This is a genomic window from Shewanella kaireitica (genome assembly GCF_023284045.1).
Lineage (GTDB): Bacteria > Pseudomonadota > Gammaproteobacteria > Enterobacterales > Shewanellaceae > Shewanella > Shewanella kaireitica.
Genome location: NZ_JAKIKQ010000025.1, coordinates 25,228 through 45,087, shown reverse-complemented (window position 1 = coordinate 45,087; position 19,860 = coordinate 25,228). Strand labels below are relative to the sequence as shown.

The 19,860-nt window shown below is 43.8% G+C and carries 12 protein-coding genes; 11 read left to right on the top strand and 1 reads right to left on the bottom strand.

Annotated elements, in window-relative coordinates; all coding sequences use genetic code 11:
• Nucleotides 1–78 precede the first annotated feature (78 nt).
• From L2730_RS20680 to L2730_RS20670, 3 genes are read left to right on the top strand one after another with little or no spacing between them, the layout of a single operon-like run.
• Nucleotides 79–1,182, top strand: a complete 1,104-nt coding sequence (locus tag L2730_RS20680) for an efflux RND transporter periplasmic adaptor subunit (RefSeq protein WP_248976312.1) — start codon at nt 79–81, stop codon at nt 1,180–1,182.
• A 5-nt stretch (nt 1,183–1,187) separates the two neighbouring features.
• On the top strand, nt 1,188–4,265 hold the full coding sequence (locus L2730_RS20675; protein WP_248976311.1) for an efflux RND transporter permease subunit: 3,078 nt from the start codon (nt 1,188–1,190) through the stop codon (nt 4,263–4,265).
• A 1-nt stretch (nt 4,266) separates the two neighbouring features.
• Nucleotides 4,267–5,727 carry an efflux transporter outer membrane subunit gene (locus L2730_RS20670; protein WP_248976310.1) on the top strand — a complete coding sequence of 487 codons (1,461 nt, stop codon included), beginning with the start codon at nt 4,267–4,269 and terminating at the stop codon, nt 5,725–5,727.
• A 90-nt stretch (nt 5,728–5,817) separates the two neighbouring features.
• Here the strand turns inward: L2730_RS20670 and yegS are convergent, their stop codons facing one another.
• On the bottom strand, nt 5,818–6,750 hold the full coding sequence (yegS, locus tag L2730_RS20665) for a lipid kinase YegS (RefSeq protein WP_248976309.1): 933 nt from the start codon (nt 6,748–6,750) through the stop codon (nt 5,818–5,820).
• A 536-nt stretch (nt 6,751–7,286) separates the two neighbouring features.
• Here yegS and L2730_RS20660 point away from each other — a divergent pair.
• From L2730_RS20660 to prpF, 8 genes are all read left to right on the top strand, one after another.
• Nucleotides 7,287–8,390, top strand: a complete 1,104-nt coding sequence (locus tag L2730_RS20660) for an efflux RND transporter periplasmic adaptor subunit (protein WP_248976308.1) — start codon at nt 7,287–7,289, stop codon at nt 8,388–8,390.
• Entirely contained in the window at nt 8,390–11,500 is a 3,111-nt protein-coding gene (locus L2730_RS20655; RefSeq protein WP_428848481.1) for an efflux RND transporter permease subunit, read from the top strand. Before L2730_RS20660 ends, L2730_RS20655 begins: the two co-directional genes overlap by 1 nt.
• 308 nt (nt 11,501–11,808) lie before the next feature.
• The gene (locus L2730_RS20650) at nt 11,809–12,303 is read left to right on the top strand and encodes a hypothetical protein (RefSeq protein ID WP_248976307.1); all 495 of its coding nucleotides are present in this window, start codon (nt 11,809–11,811) and stop codon (nt 12,301–12,303) included.
• Nucleotides 12,304–12,682: 379 nt separating this feature from the next.
• A complete protein-coding gene (locus tag L2730_RS20645; RefSeq protein WP_248976306.1) occupies nt 12,683–13,342 on the top strand; it encodes a GntR family transcriptional regulator in 660 nt (219 codons plus the stop codon).
• Nucleotides 13,343–13,471: 129 nt separating this feature from the next.
• Nucleotides 13,472–14,350, top strand: coding sequence for a methylisocitrate lyase (gene prpB / locus L2730_RS20640; protein WP_248976305.1), 879 nt, complete (start codon nt 13,472–13,474; stop codon nt 14,348–14,350).
• Between the two features lie 181 nt (nt 14,351–14,531).
• Nucleotides 14,532–15,656: a bifunctional 2-methylcitrate synthase/citrate synthase gene (gene prpC / locus L2730_RS20635; RefSeq protein WP_248976304.1), complete on the top strand. Its 1,125-nt coding sequence runs from the start codon at nt 14,532–14,534 to the stop codon at nt 15,654–15,656.
• A gap of 163 nt (nt 15,657–15,819) precedes the next feature.
• Entirely contained in the window at nt 15,820–18,426 is a 2,607-nt protein-coding gene (gene acnD, locus L2730_RS20630; protein WP_248976303.1) for a Fe/S-dependent 2-methylisocitrate dehydratase AcnD, read from the top strand.
• Between the two features lie 223 nt (nt 18,427–18,649).
• Complete coding sequence (gene prpF, locus L2730_RS20625) at nt 18,650–19,858, top strand: 2-methylaconitate cis-trans isomerase PrpF (protein ID WP_248976302.1); 1,209 nt, start codon at nt 18,650–18,652, stop codon at nt 19,856–19,858.
• Nucleotides 19,859–19,860: the final 2 nt, after the last annotated feature.

Below are 19,860 nucleotides of genomic sequence, written 5' to 3'. Positions count from 1 at the left end.
GTTTGGTGCGCGATAGACTGATTATCTTGCTAAGTTAAAGTCTTAAACTCTCTACCAATTATTCTATTGGAGAGAGCAATGTCCTTCTCATACGCAAAACTTACCAAATTCACTATCGCACCTCTAGCCATCGCTGTTCTTTCAGGCTGTAGTGAAGCTCCTGCTGCAAGCGCTACAGCGGCCATTAAGGTTGAGCGCCCCGTTCAAGTGATGGTTCTTAAGCAATCCCACCAAACTAATACCAAGCAATTTTCCGGTGTACTTGAAGCAACCCAAACAGCAAATCTGGCATTTAGAGTCGCTGGTACCATTGAAGAAATGTTAGTTAAGACCGGCGATAAGGTTGTAAAAGGGCAGGTACTGGCCAGATTAGAGCCCCATGATTATCGTGTCAATGTCGCTGAATTGGAGGCGAGACTTGCTGAGGCAAATGCTGCACACCAGCTGGCCTCCGTCGAGCTTGAGCGAGTTAAGCAAGCGATTGCTGACGATGCAATTTCAAAGGTTAATTTAGATAGAGCACAAAGCGGCTACAAGCGTAGCTTAGCGATGGTGAATGTCGTTAAGCAAAACTTACAAAAAGCTCAAGATGCTCTAGGCTATACAGAGCTTAAAGCACCATTTAGTGGCATTATTGGTTCTAAATCTCAACAAACCTTCCAGCAAACCTCTCCAGGTACTTCAGTGTATTCACTGCATCAACCTAATGAGTTAAAAGCCATTATCGATATGCCTGAAAACCTAATGGGCCAATTGACACTCGCGCAGAGCGCAGTTGTTAGCTGGCATGGAGCGCAGCAAGGCTTAACTGCAACGTTAACTGCAATGGACACCTTAGCTGATCCAATTAAACAAACTTATGCTGTTGAGTTTCTTCTTGAACAAGCGACAGATGCTTTGCCAGGAAAAGCGGTAAATGTTGCTGTTAACTTCAATATTGATCAGGCCAGTTACTGTGTGCCATATGGGGCCTTGCTGCAAAAAGGCAACAACAAAAGCGTTTATATCGTGAAGGCGCAGGTTATTGCTGAAATACCAGTAACGGTAGAGTCTTTGCAAAGTAATAGCGTTTGTTTGAGCGGCAGTTTACAAACAGGTGATGCGATCGTCACAGCTGGCGTGAGTTATTTGGCGCCTTATCAGCAAGTGACTAACACTGTCGATAAAGCATTTAGCTATTAGGAGTTATGATGAATTTAGCTGAATTTGCAATTAAACAACGTTTATTCGTGCTGTTTTTCAGTGTGTTATGTGTGATTGTTGGTTTAATCTCTTACTTCGAGTTGGGTAAATTAGAGGATCCGACGTTTACCGTAAAAAGTGCCGTTGTGGTGACGCTTTACCCTGGTGCGTCTGCGGAAGAGATTGAGCGACAAGTCACAGACAAAGTTGAGACCAAACTGCAAGAGATGGGCTCTATGTGGAAACTGCGCTCTTTGTCACGCCCAGGCAGCTCTATGATTTTTATTGATTTGAAAGAGTCTACAAAATCTGAAGAGTTACCTCAGCAGTGGGATCTGCTGCGACGAAAAATTAATGATGTTAAGTTAACTTTGCCAGCAACCGCGCAAATTAGCATAGTGCAAGATGAATTTTCTGAAGTTTACGGCATGTTGTTTAGCGTCTATGGCGAAAACGCGCAACCAGAAGAGCTGCGTCAGTATGCTAAAGAACTGCAACGACGAATAAAGTCGGTTGACGGCATTAAAAAGATTGAGCTCCATGGCGTACAGAGCCAAGCGGTGTATATCGATCTTCCTGAGGAGCGTTTAGCACAATATGGGATCTCATCTGCCCAAGTTATTAACCAACTAGCGACACAGAACCTGACATTTAATAGCGGTAGTTTTGCCGCAGATAATGAACGTATCCGGATTGATCAAAGCAGTGCATTTAAATCGATTGAAGACGTTAAAGCGCTCAGCATCAAAGGTGGAATAGGCGATTACAGTACTGGTTTACTGACATTAGGTGATATTGCCGATGTCAGTCTTGGTTATCAAACCCCGATAACAACTTTAAGCCGATTCAATGGCCAGCAAGCTGTAACATTGGCGGTAAGTCCTGTTGCCGGCATTAATGTTGTTAGTTTAGGCGAAAGTTTAACCAACATTATAAGCGAGTATCAACAACAGCTGCCTGTCGGCATCGAAATTGGTGTCACGGCTTTTCAGCCAGATGAAGTAGAAAAGTCGATTGAAGATTTTGTCGTCAATTTACTTGAAAGTGTGGCAATTGTTGTAGCTGTACTGCTAGTCTTTATGGGCTTTAAAAGTGCGACCATTGTAGGTGGCAGCCTTATTTTTACCATCTTGCTAACACTTATCTACATGTATATTGCAGGGGTCGACTTGCAGCGAGTTTCTTTGGGGACGTTTATTTTAGCACTCGGTATGTTAGTGGATAACGCCATTGTTATTACTGATCTGTTTATCGTCAAACTCAACCAAGGTATCGAAAGAACCAAAGCGGCAATTGATTCAGTGAAAGAAACGGCTAAACCACTGCTTGCGGCAACCGTTATCGCTATTATGGGTTCAAGCCCTGTTGTGTTCTCGCAAACTGATGCCGGTGAATTCGCCAGCTCTGTGTTCCTAATTGTTTGCTCATCTTTACTGTTTTCATGGCTGGTGGCTGTCACTCTTACACCACTACTTTGTTGGTTATGGATCAAACCTAACACTAAAAAGTCACAGCAAGATAGTAAACCAACGCGCTATCAAACCGCGGTTAATTGGACAGTATTAAATCCAGTGAAAGCCATTTCAATGGTGGTGCCTTTGCTGTTAATTACCGCATTAGCTGCGCCGTACGTTGCTATCAACTTTATTCCTAGCTCTGACCGCCCAATGGTGTTTCTTGATTACTGGTTACCAAATGGTTCTAAGATAGAAAGCACATCGGAGGATATGAAAAAAATTGAAGGCTGGTTGGTTAAGCAACCTGAAGTTAGCAGTATTTCAAGTTTTGTTGGTGCCAGTGCACCGCGATTCTCTGTGACTGTAGAGCCAGAACCTTACGATACCAGTTATGGCCAGATAGTCATTAATGTTCATGAATACGAAGGTATAGAGACGCTTTCTAAACGTGGTGACGAATGGCTAGCAAACAACTTTCCCAACGCAGAGCCTCGGTTTAGAGCACTAAAACTAGCGACTAAAGATAAGTTTAGTGTTGAAGCAAGGTTTACCGGTCCTGATCCACTGGTGTTACATGAGTTGTCTAACAGAGCTCAAGCAATCATGAAGGCTAACAGTAATACTAAATATGTTCGTGATGACTGGCGCCAACTAAGTAAAGTTATCGAACCTGTGATCAATCAAGAACAAGCTCGTAGGGCAGGTATTAACCGTACTGATATTTCGCTAGCAATAAAACGTGCGACGGAAGGTGTGACCCTAGGGACTTTGAATCAAGGTGATCAGCTAATCCCTATTAGCGTGAGAAGTGCAAATGCTGACTTGAGCAACCTAGAAACCTTACCTGTCCGTTCACTATTGGGCGTCCATAGCGTGCCATTAGGCCAAGTGGTAGATAGTTTTGAGTTGCAAAGTGAAGAGAGCATGATTTGGCGCCGTAATCGCGTTCCGACAATTACTGCTCAAGCAGATGTATTTGATGCCACACCAGCACAAGTCCGTAATCAAATTAAGGACAGTATTGAAGCAATAGAGTTGCCTGCTGGGTATGCGTTTGAGTGGGGCGGAGAGTTCTATGATGAAGATCGCGCTATTAACGACATTATGAGCCAAATGCCAAAAGCCTTGCTGATGATGGTGGTGATTATGGTCGCGATGTTTAACGGCTTTAAGCAGCCAGCAATCATTTTGATCACTTTGCCGCTGGCATCAATAGGCGCAACATGGACGCTATTGTTACTTGATAAACCGTTTGGCTTTATGGCCTTGATTGGTGCAATTACCCTCTCTGGGATGATTATCAAGAACGGCATTGTGTTGATGGATCAAATTGAGTTAGAACGCGCGGCTAATAAGCCTCTTAAAGAAGCAGTTAAGGCTGCTACGTTAAACCGTACTATGGCGATTTCAATGGGCGCACTCACTACAGCACTTGGAATGATCCCGCTCTTAAGCGATAGATTGTTTGACCAAATGGCGGCCACTATTATCGGTGGGTTAGCAGCGGCAACTGTATTGTCACTGTTTATTATGCCAGCCTTTTATTGCCTATTTTACCGAGAAAACAGTCATAAGACGGATGCTATAAACACGCAAACCTCAAGTGTCGCTATGGAGCAAAACTAATATGAAACTATTCAAAATAGCGCCGATAGCGATGGCTATCTTGATGTCTGGTTGCGCAGTAGGCCCTGATTATCAAGCGCCTACAACCACTCTTGACAGTGAGTATTTGTATCAAGACACGGCTGGTACTATTGCTGGCGAGCGCAGTGATATTAACGATAACGCTTGGTGGACTAAGTTCAACGACCCGGTGCTTGATCAATTGGTAGCCGATGCCCAAAATCAGGCTATACCGTTAAAAATAGCGGCGCAGCGTATAAAAATGGCGCAATCATATCAAGCTGCTATTGAATCTTTTAAGGTACCAACCGTCAACTTAGGTGCGGGCTTTGGAAATTTTCAGATCAGTGAGAATGATCCGTTACTGGGGACGGCAATAACTGCCAAGAATCCAGCTACCGGCGAAGATTTAGGTTTAGTGGACGACAACAATAGTGCGTTCTTCGCGGGGGCAACTATTGCCTGGGAAGCTGACCTATTTGGCCGTATTGATCGTCAAGCGAATGCCGCAGCGATACGTGCCGAGCAGATGGTGATAATGCGTGAAGGGCTAGTCACCTTGATCACTTCGGATGTGATCCATAACTATTTGCAGTTACGCGGTGCTCAGGAGCGTAAGCAGATTGCGCTACATACGGTTGAGGATCAGCAACGTACGTTGGAGTTGGTGCAACTAATGGTTAAGAGTGGTTACGGCTCAAAACTTGATGAAGCACGCGCTAAGGCGATGTTAGCAGCCACCAAGTCAGTGATCCCACAGTTGGAGATCGCCGCCAATGTTCATAAACAGCGTTTAGCTATTTTACTTGGAGAAACACCCAAGCAGGGTGAACAGAGATTAAGTGAAGTTATGCCACTGCCTAACTTTACCGGGATAGTGCCAATTGGTCTGCCAGCGGATTTACTCAATCGCAGGCCCGATATCAGGATTGCTGAACGTGAGATGGCGGCGCTTAATGAAGAAAGAGCAGCGGCGATTGCAGCACAATATCCGAAAGTATTTTTAACCGGTGCGCCTGGAGTGTTGGCGGAAGACTTTGATGATCTGTTTAGCGGTGACTCTGTGGCTTGGGCTGGCAGTATTGGTGTTAGTTGGAACGTATTTGATGGTGGCAGAGGTGATGCAATTGTTGAAATGCAGGAGGCTCGTTTTGATTCAAGCGTATTGAGTTATCAGCACTCCGTGATTGCAGCGTTTGGTGAAGTAGAAACGCTTTTACAAGGTTATGGTCACAGTCAGCAATATGTAAAACTGGTTAGTGAAGCAGAAACAGAAACCACAAACGCCGTCAATAAGGCAAAGTCACTTTATAAGGCGGGTCTTAGTGATTATTTGTCGATACTAGATGCTCAGCGACAAGAGAATATGATCAAAGATCGAGTGGTTGCGGCAAAGCTGCAAACCGCCCATATGACCATAGGGTTGCATAAAGCGCTTGGAGGTAACTGGCAGCTTAATTAGGAGACAAGCTGGTGACCTAAGTTTTATACTGGTTTTACGCAAATAGAAAAGCAGCACTAAGTGCTGCTTTTCTATTTGTAGATTCAAAAACTAGCCAAGCACTGGCGAGTCATCGGGTAGTACTAAATGAATTGCATTGGGGATGATTGAAATGGTATGTTTTTGGCTTGAAGTAGGTTCGCCATCAAGGTTTACAGGCAAAGGTTGAGTTGATTCAAGCACAATATTGGTAACTTGCATTCTGCTGACATATTCACCATTAATACTGGTATCGATGAGCTCATCAACAACCTGTTTCAATGCTGTGCTAGGAAAGTGGCGCACTAGAAAGACATCGAGTAAACCATCGTTCAGCAATGCATTTGGAGCAAGACTTTGGCCACCGCCAGCGAGGCGCCCATTACAAACAGCACCTAGTAATCCCGCTCCTTCCTGGGTTACTTGCTGTCCATCTGCGAGGGTTGCTGTGAACTTTCCCTCGTAAGGGGTAAAGTTAAGTGCCTGCACTAAACCTGATATGAAGTAAGCTTGCCCTCCTAAAAGATCTTTCAGCTCTACTGGTGTATCAACAGTCACTTGAGCGCCAAATCCTGCAGATGCGACGTTGATAAAATAACGCTCATTCGCTTGAGCCATATCTATAGAGTAGGCTTTACCCGTGAGCGCCAGTTTCAATGCCGCTTCCACGTCTGCAGGTATACGGCAGGCCGTGGCAAAATCATTTGCGGTGCCTAATGGCAGTATCGCAATCTCACTTTTGTTAAGTTGAGAAACTAAGGTCTCGTCTGCATCTTGCTTAAGTGTCGTAACGGCATCGGCCAATTCGTTTACGGTTCCATCTCCTCCGCCAGCAATGATTCTGGTTATGTTTGACTGTATTGCTTCTTTAACAAAGCGTGCAATATCACCAGACTCCCATGTGCATCGCACTTCAATATTATAGCCTTGCTGCCTGAGTGTATTAACACTCTGTCTGATTTCAGCCAAACCGGCTTTTTTTCCATTAAGGATTAACATGGCCATAAATATAAGCTTCTCTACAGTGAGTATTAACATTGATTATGCTGGTGAACTGCCAAAATTAGAAGGGTTTTACGCACTTTGTTAATTACCTAGCATGGCAATGATTAGCCTGTTTAACCAGCTAACAACTTCGCTTAAGGCCTAAGTTCTTCTTTATAATTGCTAGCTTAGTGTTTTCTATATAACTGAGTTGATAATGTTTCGTATGTTTAGTTCTCCAGCTTTCTCTTCATAAAGGTTAATGACCTGCTGTGTTTACGTACAAATTTTAGTTAGCTGTTATCACTAGTAAAACCTCCTGTTATTGATGTAGTGCGTTGTGGCGCGCGGCTTAATACAAATTATATTGCTAATATTCCGCCATTATTTAAATGCGAGCTAAATGTTTTAAGATTAATTTTGTTAAAAATCAGATATTTACGTTTGTTTTTTTTGCAATAACTAGGTCAGTCGTAGTAGGTGGGGATCTATTAAACGGCTGATTGATGAACATCTTGGTGCGTTTAGTTTGTGAGTTTCATGCTTGCGGAGTACTAATGACAACCATAAAAAATCGACTGTTACTAACAACAATAGCACTTGCTACCTCTTCATTAATAGGTTGTGCTGAACATAAAACAGAACAACAAACTAACGAGACAGTGCGACCTGTGAAAATGGCCATTGTAGAGAGTGTAGCAGCCAATATTGAACGCTCTTTTCCTGCTCAAGTTACTGCAAATGAGAGTACTGACCTTGCATTTAGGGTATCGGGGCAAATTACTAAACATTATGTCATTGAGGGAGATCGCGTTAAGAAAGGAGCGCTGATTGCTGAATTAGATCCTACTGATTTTAATATTTTATTGGATAATGCCAAGGCTAAGTATGAACTGTCTGTTTCTCAGCATGAACGTAATTCAACGCTTGTACCGAAAGGCTTGGCAACTAAAGCTGAATTTGATACCTCTCGTGCAGAGATGCTGATGGCAAAAGCTAGACTTGATAGAGCAAGTCAAAATCTTAAGTATACTAAAATCTATGCCCCTTATGATGGTATTGTAGCTAAAAAATACGGTGAAAATCATGATCATATCGCCGCTACTCAAGCCATTGTAGAGTTTCAAAACGATCGCTTAAGTGATATTCAGTTTGACCTTCCTGAGCAGCTATTAAAACAGTTCGACCCTGAAAAATTCAAAGCGATAACTACTCAAGTTGTTCTTGATAGTTACTCTGATAGACCCCTCGTTGCCACTTTTAAAGAGATGCGTAAATCAACCACACTCGGAGCATTGAGCTTTAGGGTGACGCTATCAGTTGAGGTTCCTGCTGATATGCGCGCACTGCCAGGTATGAGTGCCAATGTTAATACCGTGATTACTGACGAAAAGTTGGCTACAAATAGCGCAGTCATTGTTCCGATGAGTGCCTTATTTAGCCCTGAAACTAAAAAGCTTAGTGATGATAGTAAATATGTCTGGGTGGTCGATAGCAACTATAAGACTCATCTTCGAGAAGTTAACGTATTGAGTCTTCTAGCGACTGGGGCAGTTGTTGATTCTGGTCTAGTGGCTGGCGATAAAGTAGTAACAGCTGGCACTTATTTGATAAGCGAAAACCAGCAAGTTAAAGAACTTAAGCGTGAGCGAGGTATTTAATGACTACTTTTTCAAAAGAGCAAAGCTTAACTGAGGATTTAGAAAAGGAATGCCTGGGTGGTGGTATCGCGGGTTATTCGATGCGTAACTCTGTGGTTAGCTGGCTAATCATTATGGTGTTACTTGTTGGGGGGATTCTTGCGTTTAAAGATCTAGGTAGGTTAGAAGATCCTGAGTTTACACCTCGCTCAGCATTGATTGTTACTAGTTATCCAGGCGCCTCTCCAGAACAAGTTGAAGAGGAAGTAACTCTGCTAATTGAGAATGCATTGCAGCAACTTCCGTCAGTTAAGTGGATTAAGTCTGTAAGCACTGCTGGGTTATCTCAAGTTGATGTAATGATGGAGTCGGAATATACCAGTCTGCATCTACCGCAAATTTGGGATGAAGTACGGCGTAAGATTGGCGATCTAAAAACCTTACCACCTGGTGCTGCAGAACCAATCGTTAATGATGATTTTGGTGATGTATACGGCATGATATGGGGGATCACCGGTAAAGGCTATGATATGGCTGAACTGGAACAATTCGCCGATCAACTTCGACGGGATGTGGTTACGCTTGATGGAGTCAGCAAAGTTGTTATTGGTGGTGTTCAGCAGCAGCAAATTTTTGTCGAGATCTCAAACAGTAAGATCTCTGCACTCAATATTCCGATAGATCATATTGCTGCTTTATTGCAGAGCCAAAACTCAGTATCAAATGCTGGCCGGATCAGAATTCAAAATGACACAGTAAGACTCTATCCTACTGGTGAGTTTCAGGACATCAGTGAGTTAAGAGATCTGGTGATTAGCCCTGTTGGCTCTGAGGCTAGGATATTACTAGGAGATGTTGCTGAGATCAGTCAAGGCTATGTCGAAGTACCGACAAAGCTCATGTCTATGAACGGTCTTCCGGCGCTTGAGTTTGGTGTGTCATTTATGCCAGGCGAAAACGTCATTAAGGTTGGTAGCCGTGTTCAGGCGCATATCGACAGTATGCTTAACAAGCAACCAATCGGTATTGAGATGGAGAACATCTACAATCAGCCTGTACAAGTAGAAAAAGCCGTTGATGGTTTTGTGTGGAGCCTTGTTGAAGCGGTAGCGATTGTTATTGCCGTACTGCTACTCACGATGGGCTTGAAAAGTGGCATTATCATTGGGATTGTACTGATCTTATCTGTGACTGGTACGTTTATCTTCATGGAACAAATGGGGATCAATTTACAGCGGATCTCATTAGGTGCGCTGATCATTGCGCTAGGTATGTTGGTTGATAACGCCATTGTTGTCGTGGAAGGTATTCTGGTCGGTATGCAGAGAGGTAAAAACCGTTTCCGCGCCGCGATTGATATTGTTGAACAAACAAAGTGGCCATTACTCGGTGCCACAGTCATTGCGGTGACTGCATTCGCCCCGATTGGTTTATCAGAAGATATATCGGGTGAATTGATTGGTACACTGTTCTGGGTGGTATTGATATCGTTAACCTTAAGTTGGATCACCGCCATTACCACTACACCATTTTTATCCGCTATGTTCTTCAAAAATGAAAAGCCAGCAGCGGAAGGGGAAGAAGTTGATCCCTATAAAAGTGTAGTGTTTACTTCCTACAGAAAGTTCTTAAAAGGGTGCATACGTCATAGAAAGAAGACCATGCTTTTGTTGGTGGTTTTGCTACTAGGTTCTGTAAAAGGTTTTGGCATGTTGAAGAACGAATTCTTCCCGCCAATGAACCTACCTAAATTTATGGTCGATACCTGGTTACCCTACAATACAGACATCCGCGCGACAGCGACAGAAATTAAAGCGATGGAAGACTTGGTATTGAGTCACCCAGAAGTTACTCAAGTTGCTTCTAGTGTCGGTGGAGGGCATGTTCGTTTCATGCTGGCTTATAAGCCTGAAAAGATGTACAACAATTACGGCAACCTAATGGTTACTGTTAAAGATATGGATAGCCTGCTTGATGTCATGCGTGATGTGCGCAGTATGCTTGAATCTAACTTTGCTGGTGCAAATTATAACTTTAAGCGTTTTGAAATGGGTCCTGCGCCTGACGGTCGAATAGAAGCTCGTTTCCAAGGTCCAGATCCTGACGTATTAAGAGACCTCTCAGCCCAGGCAAAAGCGATAATGGCTGCAAGCGAAGGTGGGACAGCTGTACGTGATGATTGGCGTGAACGAACAAAAGTTGTCCGCCCTGTATTTAACGTAGAAGCCGCGAGAACGCTAGGGATCAGTAAGGCACAGATCGATAACGTGCTACTGGCAAACTTCTCTGGTCGCAGTGTAGGCTTATATCGTGATGGCTCAGACCTAATGCCAATTATTGTACGTCCACCGGAAGTGGAACGTACTGATATTAATGGAATTATGGAATTGCAGATCTGGAGTAATCAGCTTAATAAATACGTGAGCCTATCTCAAGTCGTTCATCGTTTTGACATCGAGTTTGAAGATCCTGTCATTATGCGTCGTGACAGAGTGCGCACCGTGATGGCGATGGCTGATGAAGATCAAATGGGGACGTTAACCACTGCAGCTGTTCAAAAGTCATTTAAAGCTGAAGTTGAGGCGATTGAATTACCTGAAGGCTATAGCATGCATTGGGGTGGTAAGCATGAAACATCGATGGATGCATTGGTAGCTATCGGTGAAAAATTGGGTGGTGGTTATTTGGTTATGATCCTTATTACAGTGTTGCTCTTTAGCTCATTCAAAGATGCCGCAGTTATTTGGACTGTTGTTCCATTTGCGATAATCGGTGTCGTTGTAGGGCTTTATACCGCTAATATGCCATTTACTTTCTTAGCACTGCTTGGCACGATGAGCTTAACTGGCATGTTAATTAAAAATGCTATCGTGTTAGTTGAAGAGATTAAGCTGCAGATCCATGAGGGGAAAGAGGATTACCTCGCAGTAATTGATGCGTCAGTTTCAAGGGTTCGTCCAGTAAGTATGGCTGCGGTAACGACTGTTTTAGGTATGATCCCACTCATCACTGATGGGTTCTTCCAAGCAATGGCTGTGGCGATGATGGCAGGATTAACGTTCGCGACAATTCTTACTTTGATCGTAACACCAGTAATGTATACGGTTATTCATCGAGTTCGATCCGCATAGCTTCGCAACGCGGTTCCATCGTTAAACCGTACACTGACTTAGTGAGTGTGCGGTTTTTTATATCTCAACCATGGCTAACAATATTTTATTCATTGTATAGAGAGCAAAGTAAAAGGGCGGCTCATTGATTGGTTTGACTGTGATGTTTGCGCGCCGTCAAAGTTTAATCACCCGATACCTTTTCCTAGTAAAGTTACTAGTATGACTTTTGAACAAACGGCGTATATTTATTGTAAATTGACCAGCAACTAAAACCGTTGCACTGATTTTTATCAAACGATTGGTATAACGATTACTAGGATTAGGCTATGTTCAAAAATACGCATTTGGCTACTGTTGTTATTAGCTGTGTTTGCTGCAGTATGCTCGTGGGTTGCTCCGGCAAAGATAGCGCTATTTTTACAGGTGTTACAAACGATAACTACCAGCAAGTATCGAACTTAAATATTGAAAACAATAGTGACTTTGACTTGCTAAACAAACAGAATAAGTTAACTTCTGCAAAGTCTGATTTAATTAATGCTAAAGCTGTCTTGTTAGCGGCAGAGTCTAGAAAGTATTTGTACTCCCTTGATGCACTTAACCCAAAAAGCAGCCGTCCTTATAATGTTGGCGACTATTCCAGTGCCCTTGCTAATGTTCACAGAGCGGAAGAAAAGGTGATGAGTGCTGAGCTTGATGTTACTTATGCTGTAAAAATGACAAAGTTTAGTGGGATGCAAGCAGCGTTTGTGACTGATAACGGACCTGTGTCCGCTTCATCGTCCACTAACACCTTGACCAACTTAATCGAACAATATTAGGGAAGATTGTCGACACTGCAACCTGTTGCATTCAGCAACCGTTTACTAAAATCATCATCTATGAGTAGAGTGCAACGGTTTGTGTTAGCGGCTTATCCGTGTTAGGTAAGTCGCTGTTCATCAGTATCTCAAACCAGTTAGGTTATTGATTGTTTTTTGTTAATCTTTGTTTTCGACACCCCGTAATCTCTATAGATACAGCTTACTGCTAGTCCTATTCACTGTAAATTAAACCTGCCTAATCTATTACCTTTTGCTTCATCGTGTACCATCAGTGTTACTGTGTCTTTGTCGACAATATTGCCTAGAAGTGTTGACTTGGTCACATAATGGCGATAAATTGTCGACAATCCAGTTTTAAACTATCAAGCCTATTTATATGACCTTTTTTACTGAACAGCCCGTCACTGCTGCAGATAAGACATTTTTCCAGCTACGAAAAGATATCGTAGAAGGCGATGTCGCAGCCGGTTCTAAGTTAAGTGAAACTGAGTTGTCGACAAAATATGCGGTTAGTCGTGCTGTCGTTAGAGAAGCAATTAATCGGTTAGAGGCCAGCCACTTGGTTGAGCGTAAAGCAAATGTTGGTGCTAGGGTTGTCACCTTGACACCTGAAGGACTAGTAGAACTTTATCAGGTACGTGAGTCGCTTGAGGGAATGGCGGCCCGACTTGCAGCGCAAAATATGACCGATCATGAAATAGCCGATCTACAGGCTCTCCTTAATAGCCATTTCGATAAAGTCCAGTCTGGCCTGACATATTACCAGGAAGCCGGCGATGTCGATTTTCATTACCGCATCATTCTGGGCAGTAAAAATAAGCACCTTATTTCTATGTTAACCGATGGTATCTATCACCTGGTACGTATGTATCGTGTGCAGCTAGGCATGAGTGGTCCGCGGGTAACCACGGCATTTGATGAGCATAAGCATATTGTTCAAGCTATCTGTAATCGTGATGCAGAACTTGCCGAGATGCTGATGCGCCGACATATTTTGTACTCAAAATCGAGTATCGAGAATAAGCTGAATTTATAGAAATTAACTTTTAAACATAAAGTCGTAATCAAAAGACCGTTAAATAACTAATATTATTTTTCTCTGATCTAGCTTGTTACAGCATCGAATAATTACAAGTTAGCTGAGCCATAACAAAGGGAGCACCACATGAGCGCAGGTAAGAAGTTTCGTGAGGCCTTAGCAGCCAATAGTCCATTACAAATAGTCGGTACCATTAATGCTTATTCGGCCATGATGGCGAAGAAAATTGGTCATCAAGCTATATATCTATCAGGTGGCGGCGTCGCTAATGCCTCTTATGGTTTACCAGATCTCGGCATGACCTCATTAAATGACGTGATTGTTGATGTGCAACGTATCACTTCTGCTTGTGACTTACCGTTAATGGTTGATATCGATACGGGTTGGGGCGGCGCATTTAATATTGCTAAGACGATTCGTGATATGGAAAAAGCGGGTGCAGCAGCTGTACATATGGAAGATCAAGTCGCACAGAAGCGTTGTGGTCACCGTCCGAACAAAGAGATCGTATCAACTGAAGAGATGGTTGATCGAATTAAAGCGGCTGTTGATGCTCGCACAGATCCTGATTTTTTCATCATGGCGCGCACCGATTCATTCGCACAAGAAGGTCTAGAGGCCGCGATTGCACGTGCTAAAGCCTATGTTGCAGCAGGCGCTGACGGTATTTTTGCTGAAGCAGTAAAGACCGAAGAGCATTACCGCGCATTTAGCGATGCACTGGATGTGCCTATTCTTGCAAATATTACCGAGTTTGGTCAAACCGAGCTATGGAATAAAGAGCAATTAGGCGAGTGGGGCGCTTCAATGGTGTTGTATCCATTAAGTGCATTCAGAGCGATGAACAAAGCGGCTGAAATGGTTTATAGCTCGATTCTTGAGCATGGCGATCAAAAAGCGGTAGTTGATTCAATGCAAACACGCATGGATCTCTACGACTACCTTGGTTATCACGATTATGAACAAAAGCTAGATAGCTTGTTCGCCGAAGGTAAGAATCTCTAATTAGTTGGAAAATTAGTCAGTAAAAACCGCTGTCATTAGGCAGCCAAACCTTACACCTTGTGTCAGCAATTACACCTCGCAGCATTGAGGAGCTGGCATAAACTAAAAAATATAAAAAAAATGCGGGGCTTAGTACGTAAAGTTAAGCCACCAGCAATACAAATTGAAAAGGAATACTGTCATGGTTGATAAAAAATTGAGTGGTGCAGGTCTTCGTGGTCAGAGTGCTGGTGAAACAGCGCTTTGTACTGTGGGTAAATCAGGATCAGGTTTGACCTACTGCGGCTACGATGTCTCGGATCTTGCTGACAACGCAACCTTTGAAGAAGTTGCTTATCTATTGTTTAACGGTGAGCTACCTAATCAAACAGAGCTTGATCACTATAAGACTGAGCTGTTTGCACAACGCGATCTACCTCAAGCATTAAAGGAAGTATTGCAACGTATTCCTGCCGATGCTCATCCAATGGATGTTATGCGCACTGGCTGTTCATTTCTCGGTAACTTAGAACCTGAAGCTGATTTTTCGGAGCAGAACAAAGCTGCTAATCGTCTGCTGGCAGCTTTTCCGGCAATTATGTGTTACTGGTACAAATTCTCCCATGAAGGTGTTGAAATTGATTGTGTGACTAATGAAGATTCCATAGGCGGTCACTTCCTACATTTGCTCAATGGTAAAGCGCCTTCTGAGCAACATAGGCGCGTGATGGACGTATCGTTAATCCTTTATGCTGAGCATGAGTTTAATGCATCGACCTTCACTGCCCGTGTTTGTGCATCAACTCTATCCGATATGTATTCTTGTATTACTGGCGCCATAGGCACTCTGCGTGGGCCACTGCATGGTGGTGCAAATGAAGCGGCAATGGATATGATCCAGCAGTTTAGCTCTCCCAGCGATGCTAAAGAGCAAATGGCCGGTATGCTTGAACGTAAAGAGAAGATCATGGGCTTTGGCCACGCTATCTACCGTACCTCTGATCCACGTAATGTGATTATTAAAGCTTGGTCTGAAAAACTCGCTGCCGAGAATGGTGATACATCACTATATGATATCTCAGTCGCGTGTGAAGAGTTTATGTGGGACACCAAGAAGCTATTTTGTAATGCTGACTTCTTCCATGCATCTGCTTACCATTTCATGGGGATCCCAACCAAACTGTTTACGCCGATATTTGTATGTTCGCGTTTAACGGGCTGGGCTGCACATGTTATGGAGCAACGCACCAATAACCGCATCATTCGCCCAAGTGCTGATTACACAGGCAGCGAGCCACGTAAGGTGACTCCTATCAGTGAAAGATAGTTGTATTAACTAGCTAAAAGGCAGTATTTAACTGCCTTTTATTTATTTATCTTTATAATAATAAAAGATATTTAGGTATTAAAATAATTCACTGGTTATCGTTTAGTCTTTAATTTAGTGGGAAGTCAATACTCTGAATGTCAGCTTAGAATTGGAATGCCCTATGAATACCAACTACCGTAAACCCTTGCTTGGTACCGAGTTAGATTTTTTCGATACTGAAGCGGCCGTCAATGCCATCAGTCCGAATGCCTTTAAAAAGTTACCCTATTGCTCCCGTGTATATGCTGAGAACTTAGTTCGTCGCTGCAGTCCAGAAACCTTAACCGACAGCCTTAAGCAGATCATAGAAGGTAAACGCGATTTAGATTTTCCTTGGTATCCGGCGCGCGTAGTTTGTCACGATATTCTTGGCCAAACAGCCTTGGTAGACCTTGCGGGCCTGCGAGATGCTATTGCTGATAAAGGCGGCGATCCTTCAAAAGTTAACCCAGTAGTGCCAACCCAATTGATTGTTGATCATTCCTTAGCGGTAGAGCATGCTGGCTTTGAAAAAGATGCCTTTGAAAAGAACCGCGCTATCGAGGACAGACGTAATGACGATAGATTCCATTTTATCAACTGGACTAAAACGGCGTTTAAAAACATCGACGTGATCCAGCCTGGTAACGGCATTATGCATCAGATCAACCTTGAGAAGATGTCTCCTGTTGTGCAAGCCCGTGATGGTGTTGCCTTTCCTGACACATTAGTTGGCACCGATAGCCACACACCTCATGTCGATGCGTTAGGGGTAATTGCAATTGGCGTCGGTGGTTTAGAGGCCGAAAGTGTAATGCTAGGCCGTCCATCATACATGCGCCTGCCTGACATTGTTGGTGTTGAACTGGTGGGTAAACGCCAAGCGGGTATTACCGCAACGGATATCGTTCTGGCAATCACTGAGTTTCTGCGTAATGAGAAAGTGGTGTCAACCTATCTTGAGTTTTTCGGTGAAGGTGCGGCTAACCTTACTTTAGGTGATAGAGCTACCATCTCAAACATGACGCCTGAATTTGGCGCGACAGCAGCAATGTTCTATATCGATGACAAAACCATAGATTATTTAACATTGACGGGCCGTGATGATAAGCAAGTTAAGTTAGTCGAAACCTATGCCAAGCAAGCGGGTTTATGGGCTGATACGCTTAATGATGTTGAATATGAGCGTGTGCTGCGTTTTGATTTATCAAGTGTCGGGCGTAATATTGCAGGCCCTTCAAATCCGCATCGCCGTGTATCAACTAGTGATCTGGCAGAAAAAGGCATTAGTGGTGTGGTTGAAAACGAAGACGGATTGATGCCTGACGGCGCGTGTATTATTGCGGCAATTACTAGCTGTACTAATACGTCGAACCCACGCAATGTGATTGCTGCAGGGTTACTTGCCCGTAATGCAAATGCAAAAGGTTTAACCCGTAAACCTTGGGTGAAGACCTCATTAGCTCCAGGCTCAAAAGCGGTGCAGTTATATCTTGAAGATGCTAATTTATTACCTGAACTTGAAGCACTTGGTTTTGGAATTGTTGGCTTTGCATGTACCACTTGTAATGGCATGAGCGGCGCGCTTGACCCTGTTATTCAAAAAGAGGTTATCGAACGCGATCTCTATTCAACGGCAGTGCTTTCTGGCAACCGTAACTTTGATGGTCGTATCCACCCTTATGCTAAACAAGCATTTTTAGCATCACCACCTCTTGTCGTAGCCTATGCCATTGCTGGCACCATACGTTTTGATATCGAAAAAGATGTGCTGGGAACTGATGCTGATGGCAAGGATATTTTGCTTAAAGATCTGTGGCCGTCCGATGAAGAGATTGATGCAGTCATTGCCAAAAGCGTTAAGCCAGAGCAGTTCCGAAAAGTCTATGAGCCGATGTTCGATATTAAAGTTGAGTACGGCACCGATAACGATCCGCAATATGATTGGCGTCCGCAGAGTACCTATATTCGCCGCCCTCCTTATTGGGAAGGTGCATTGGCAGGTGAGCGGACCATGAAAGGTATGCGCCCATTAGCGGTACTGGGAGATAACATTACGACTGACCATTTATCGCCTTCTAACGCGATTATGCTAGACAGTGCCGCTGGCGCTTATCTGGACAAGATGGGACTACCGGAAGTTGATTTTAACTCCTATGCTACTCATCGCGGCGATCACTTAACTGCACAACGTGCGACCTTTGCTAACCCTAAATTGTTTAATGAGATGGTCACTCAGCTTGGTAAGGATGGCGAAGTTGAAATCAAGCAGGGCTCTTATGCTCGTATTGAACCAGAAGGGGTTGAATCACGGATGTGGGAAGCGATCGAGACCTATATGGACCGTAAGCAGCCATTGATTATAATCGCTGGAGCGGACTATGGACAAGGTTCAAGTCGCGACTGGGCAGCTAAAGGTGTACGCCTTGCAGGGGTTGAAGTTATCGTTGCTGAAGGGTTCGAGCGTATCCATCGAACTAACTTAGTCGGAATGGGAGTACTACCGCTTGAATTCACTCATGGCGAAAACCGCCATAGCTACCAAATCGATGGGACTGAAACCTATGATGTGATTGGCGAACGTACACCTGGAGCTGCATTAACGGTAATCATGACTCGTCAAAACGGTGAAACTGTTGAGATCCCTGTTAAGTGTCGACTAGATACAGCCGAAGAGGTCTCTATCTATGAAGCTGGTGGGATTTTACAGCGCTTTGCACAAGACTTTTTAGAGTCTTCAGCCGCATAAAGTATTGGGGTTTTAACAAGTTAAAGCGTATCGGCGAAGGTAGCTTTATTTGATGTAGCTTTGGTGGCTTTTTGCCATCGAAGCTCAATGTTGATTATCTTCAGTTTTAAAGAGTACAGAAAACAAACTTTCTGACCTTTACATGCCGAAATTTACGCGGCTGTTTACTTTAGCAATAAAAGTTAACTCTATGATATATAAAGAACTGTAGCGGTAACCTAATATGACTAGCAAAAAAGTACATTTACCACAGATTAAAGTGCCCGCAACCTATATGCGTGGCGGCACCAGTAAAGGTGTGTTTTTTAATTTAACTGATTTGCCGCAAGCAGCACAGGTGGCAGGACCGATACGCGACTCTCTGTTGTTGAGAGTAATTGGAAGCCCTGATCCCTACCAGAAACAGACCGATGGCATGGGCGGCGCAACTTCAAGTACCAGTAAGACGGTCATTGTGGCCAAGAGTAACGAGGTTGGTCACGATGTTGATTATCTGTTTGGCCAAGTCGCCATTGATAAACCTTTTGTAGATTGGAGCGGTAACTGTGGCAACTTATCTGCAGCGGTTGGCTCGTTTGCAATAAGTAGCGGCCTCGTAGATCCTCGCCGTGTTCCTGAGAACGGGATTGCTGTTGTGCGGATCTGGCAAAAAAATATTAGCAAAACCATTATCGCACATGTCCCTATGACGAATGGCGAAGTGCAAGAAACCGGTGATTTTGAATTAGACGGGGTAACGTTCCCTGCTGCAGAAGTTCAAGTTGAGTTTATGGATCCTGCCGATGGGGAAGGTGACATGTTCCCAACGGGTAATCTGGTCGATGATTTAGAGTTACCTACTGATATCGTATCAAGCGGCAGTGTCAAAGCGACCATGATTAATGCTGGGATCCCAACGATATTTATCAATGCACAGGACTTAGGTTACAGTGGGGCCGAGTTACAAGAAGCGATAAATGGCGATCAAGCTGCGCTTAATAGGTTTGAAACCATCCGTGCTTATGGTGCTGTGCAAATGGGGCTCATTAAACATATTGATGAGGCTGCTGCGCGTCAGCACACTCCAAAAGTTGCTATCGTGGCAACGCCGATGGATTATATATCGTCAAGCGGTAAGGCAATAGCCAAGGAAGATATTGACCTTAATGTACGAGCATTGTCCATGGGGAAGCTACATCATGCAATGATGGGCACTGCAGCTGTGGCTATTGGCACTGCAGCCGCTATTCCTGGCACTTTGGTAAGCGAAGCTGCTGGCAGTGTAGAACGTGAGTCTGTGCTGTTTGGTCACCCATCAGGAACGCTTAAAGTAGGCGCGCAAGCAAGCCAAGTGGCAGGCCATTGGAAAGTAAACAAAGCTGTGATGGGCCGCAGTGCGCGAGTGTTGATGGAAGGCTGGGTGAGGGTTCCAAGTGACGTTTTAGATGGTTAGTT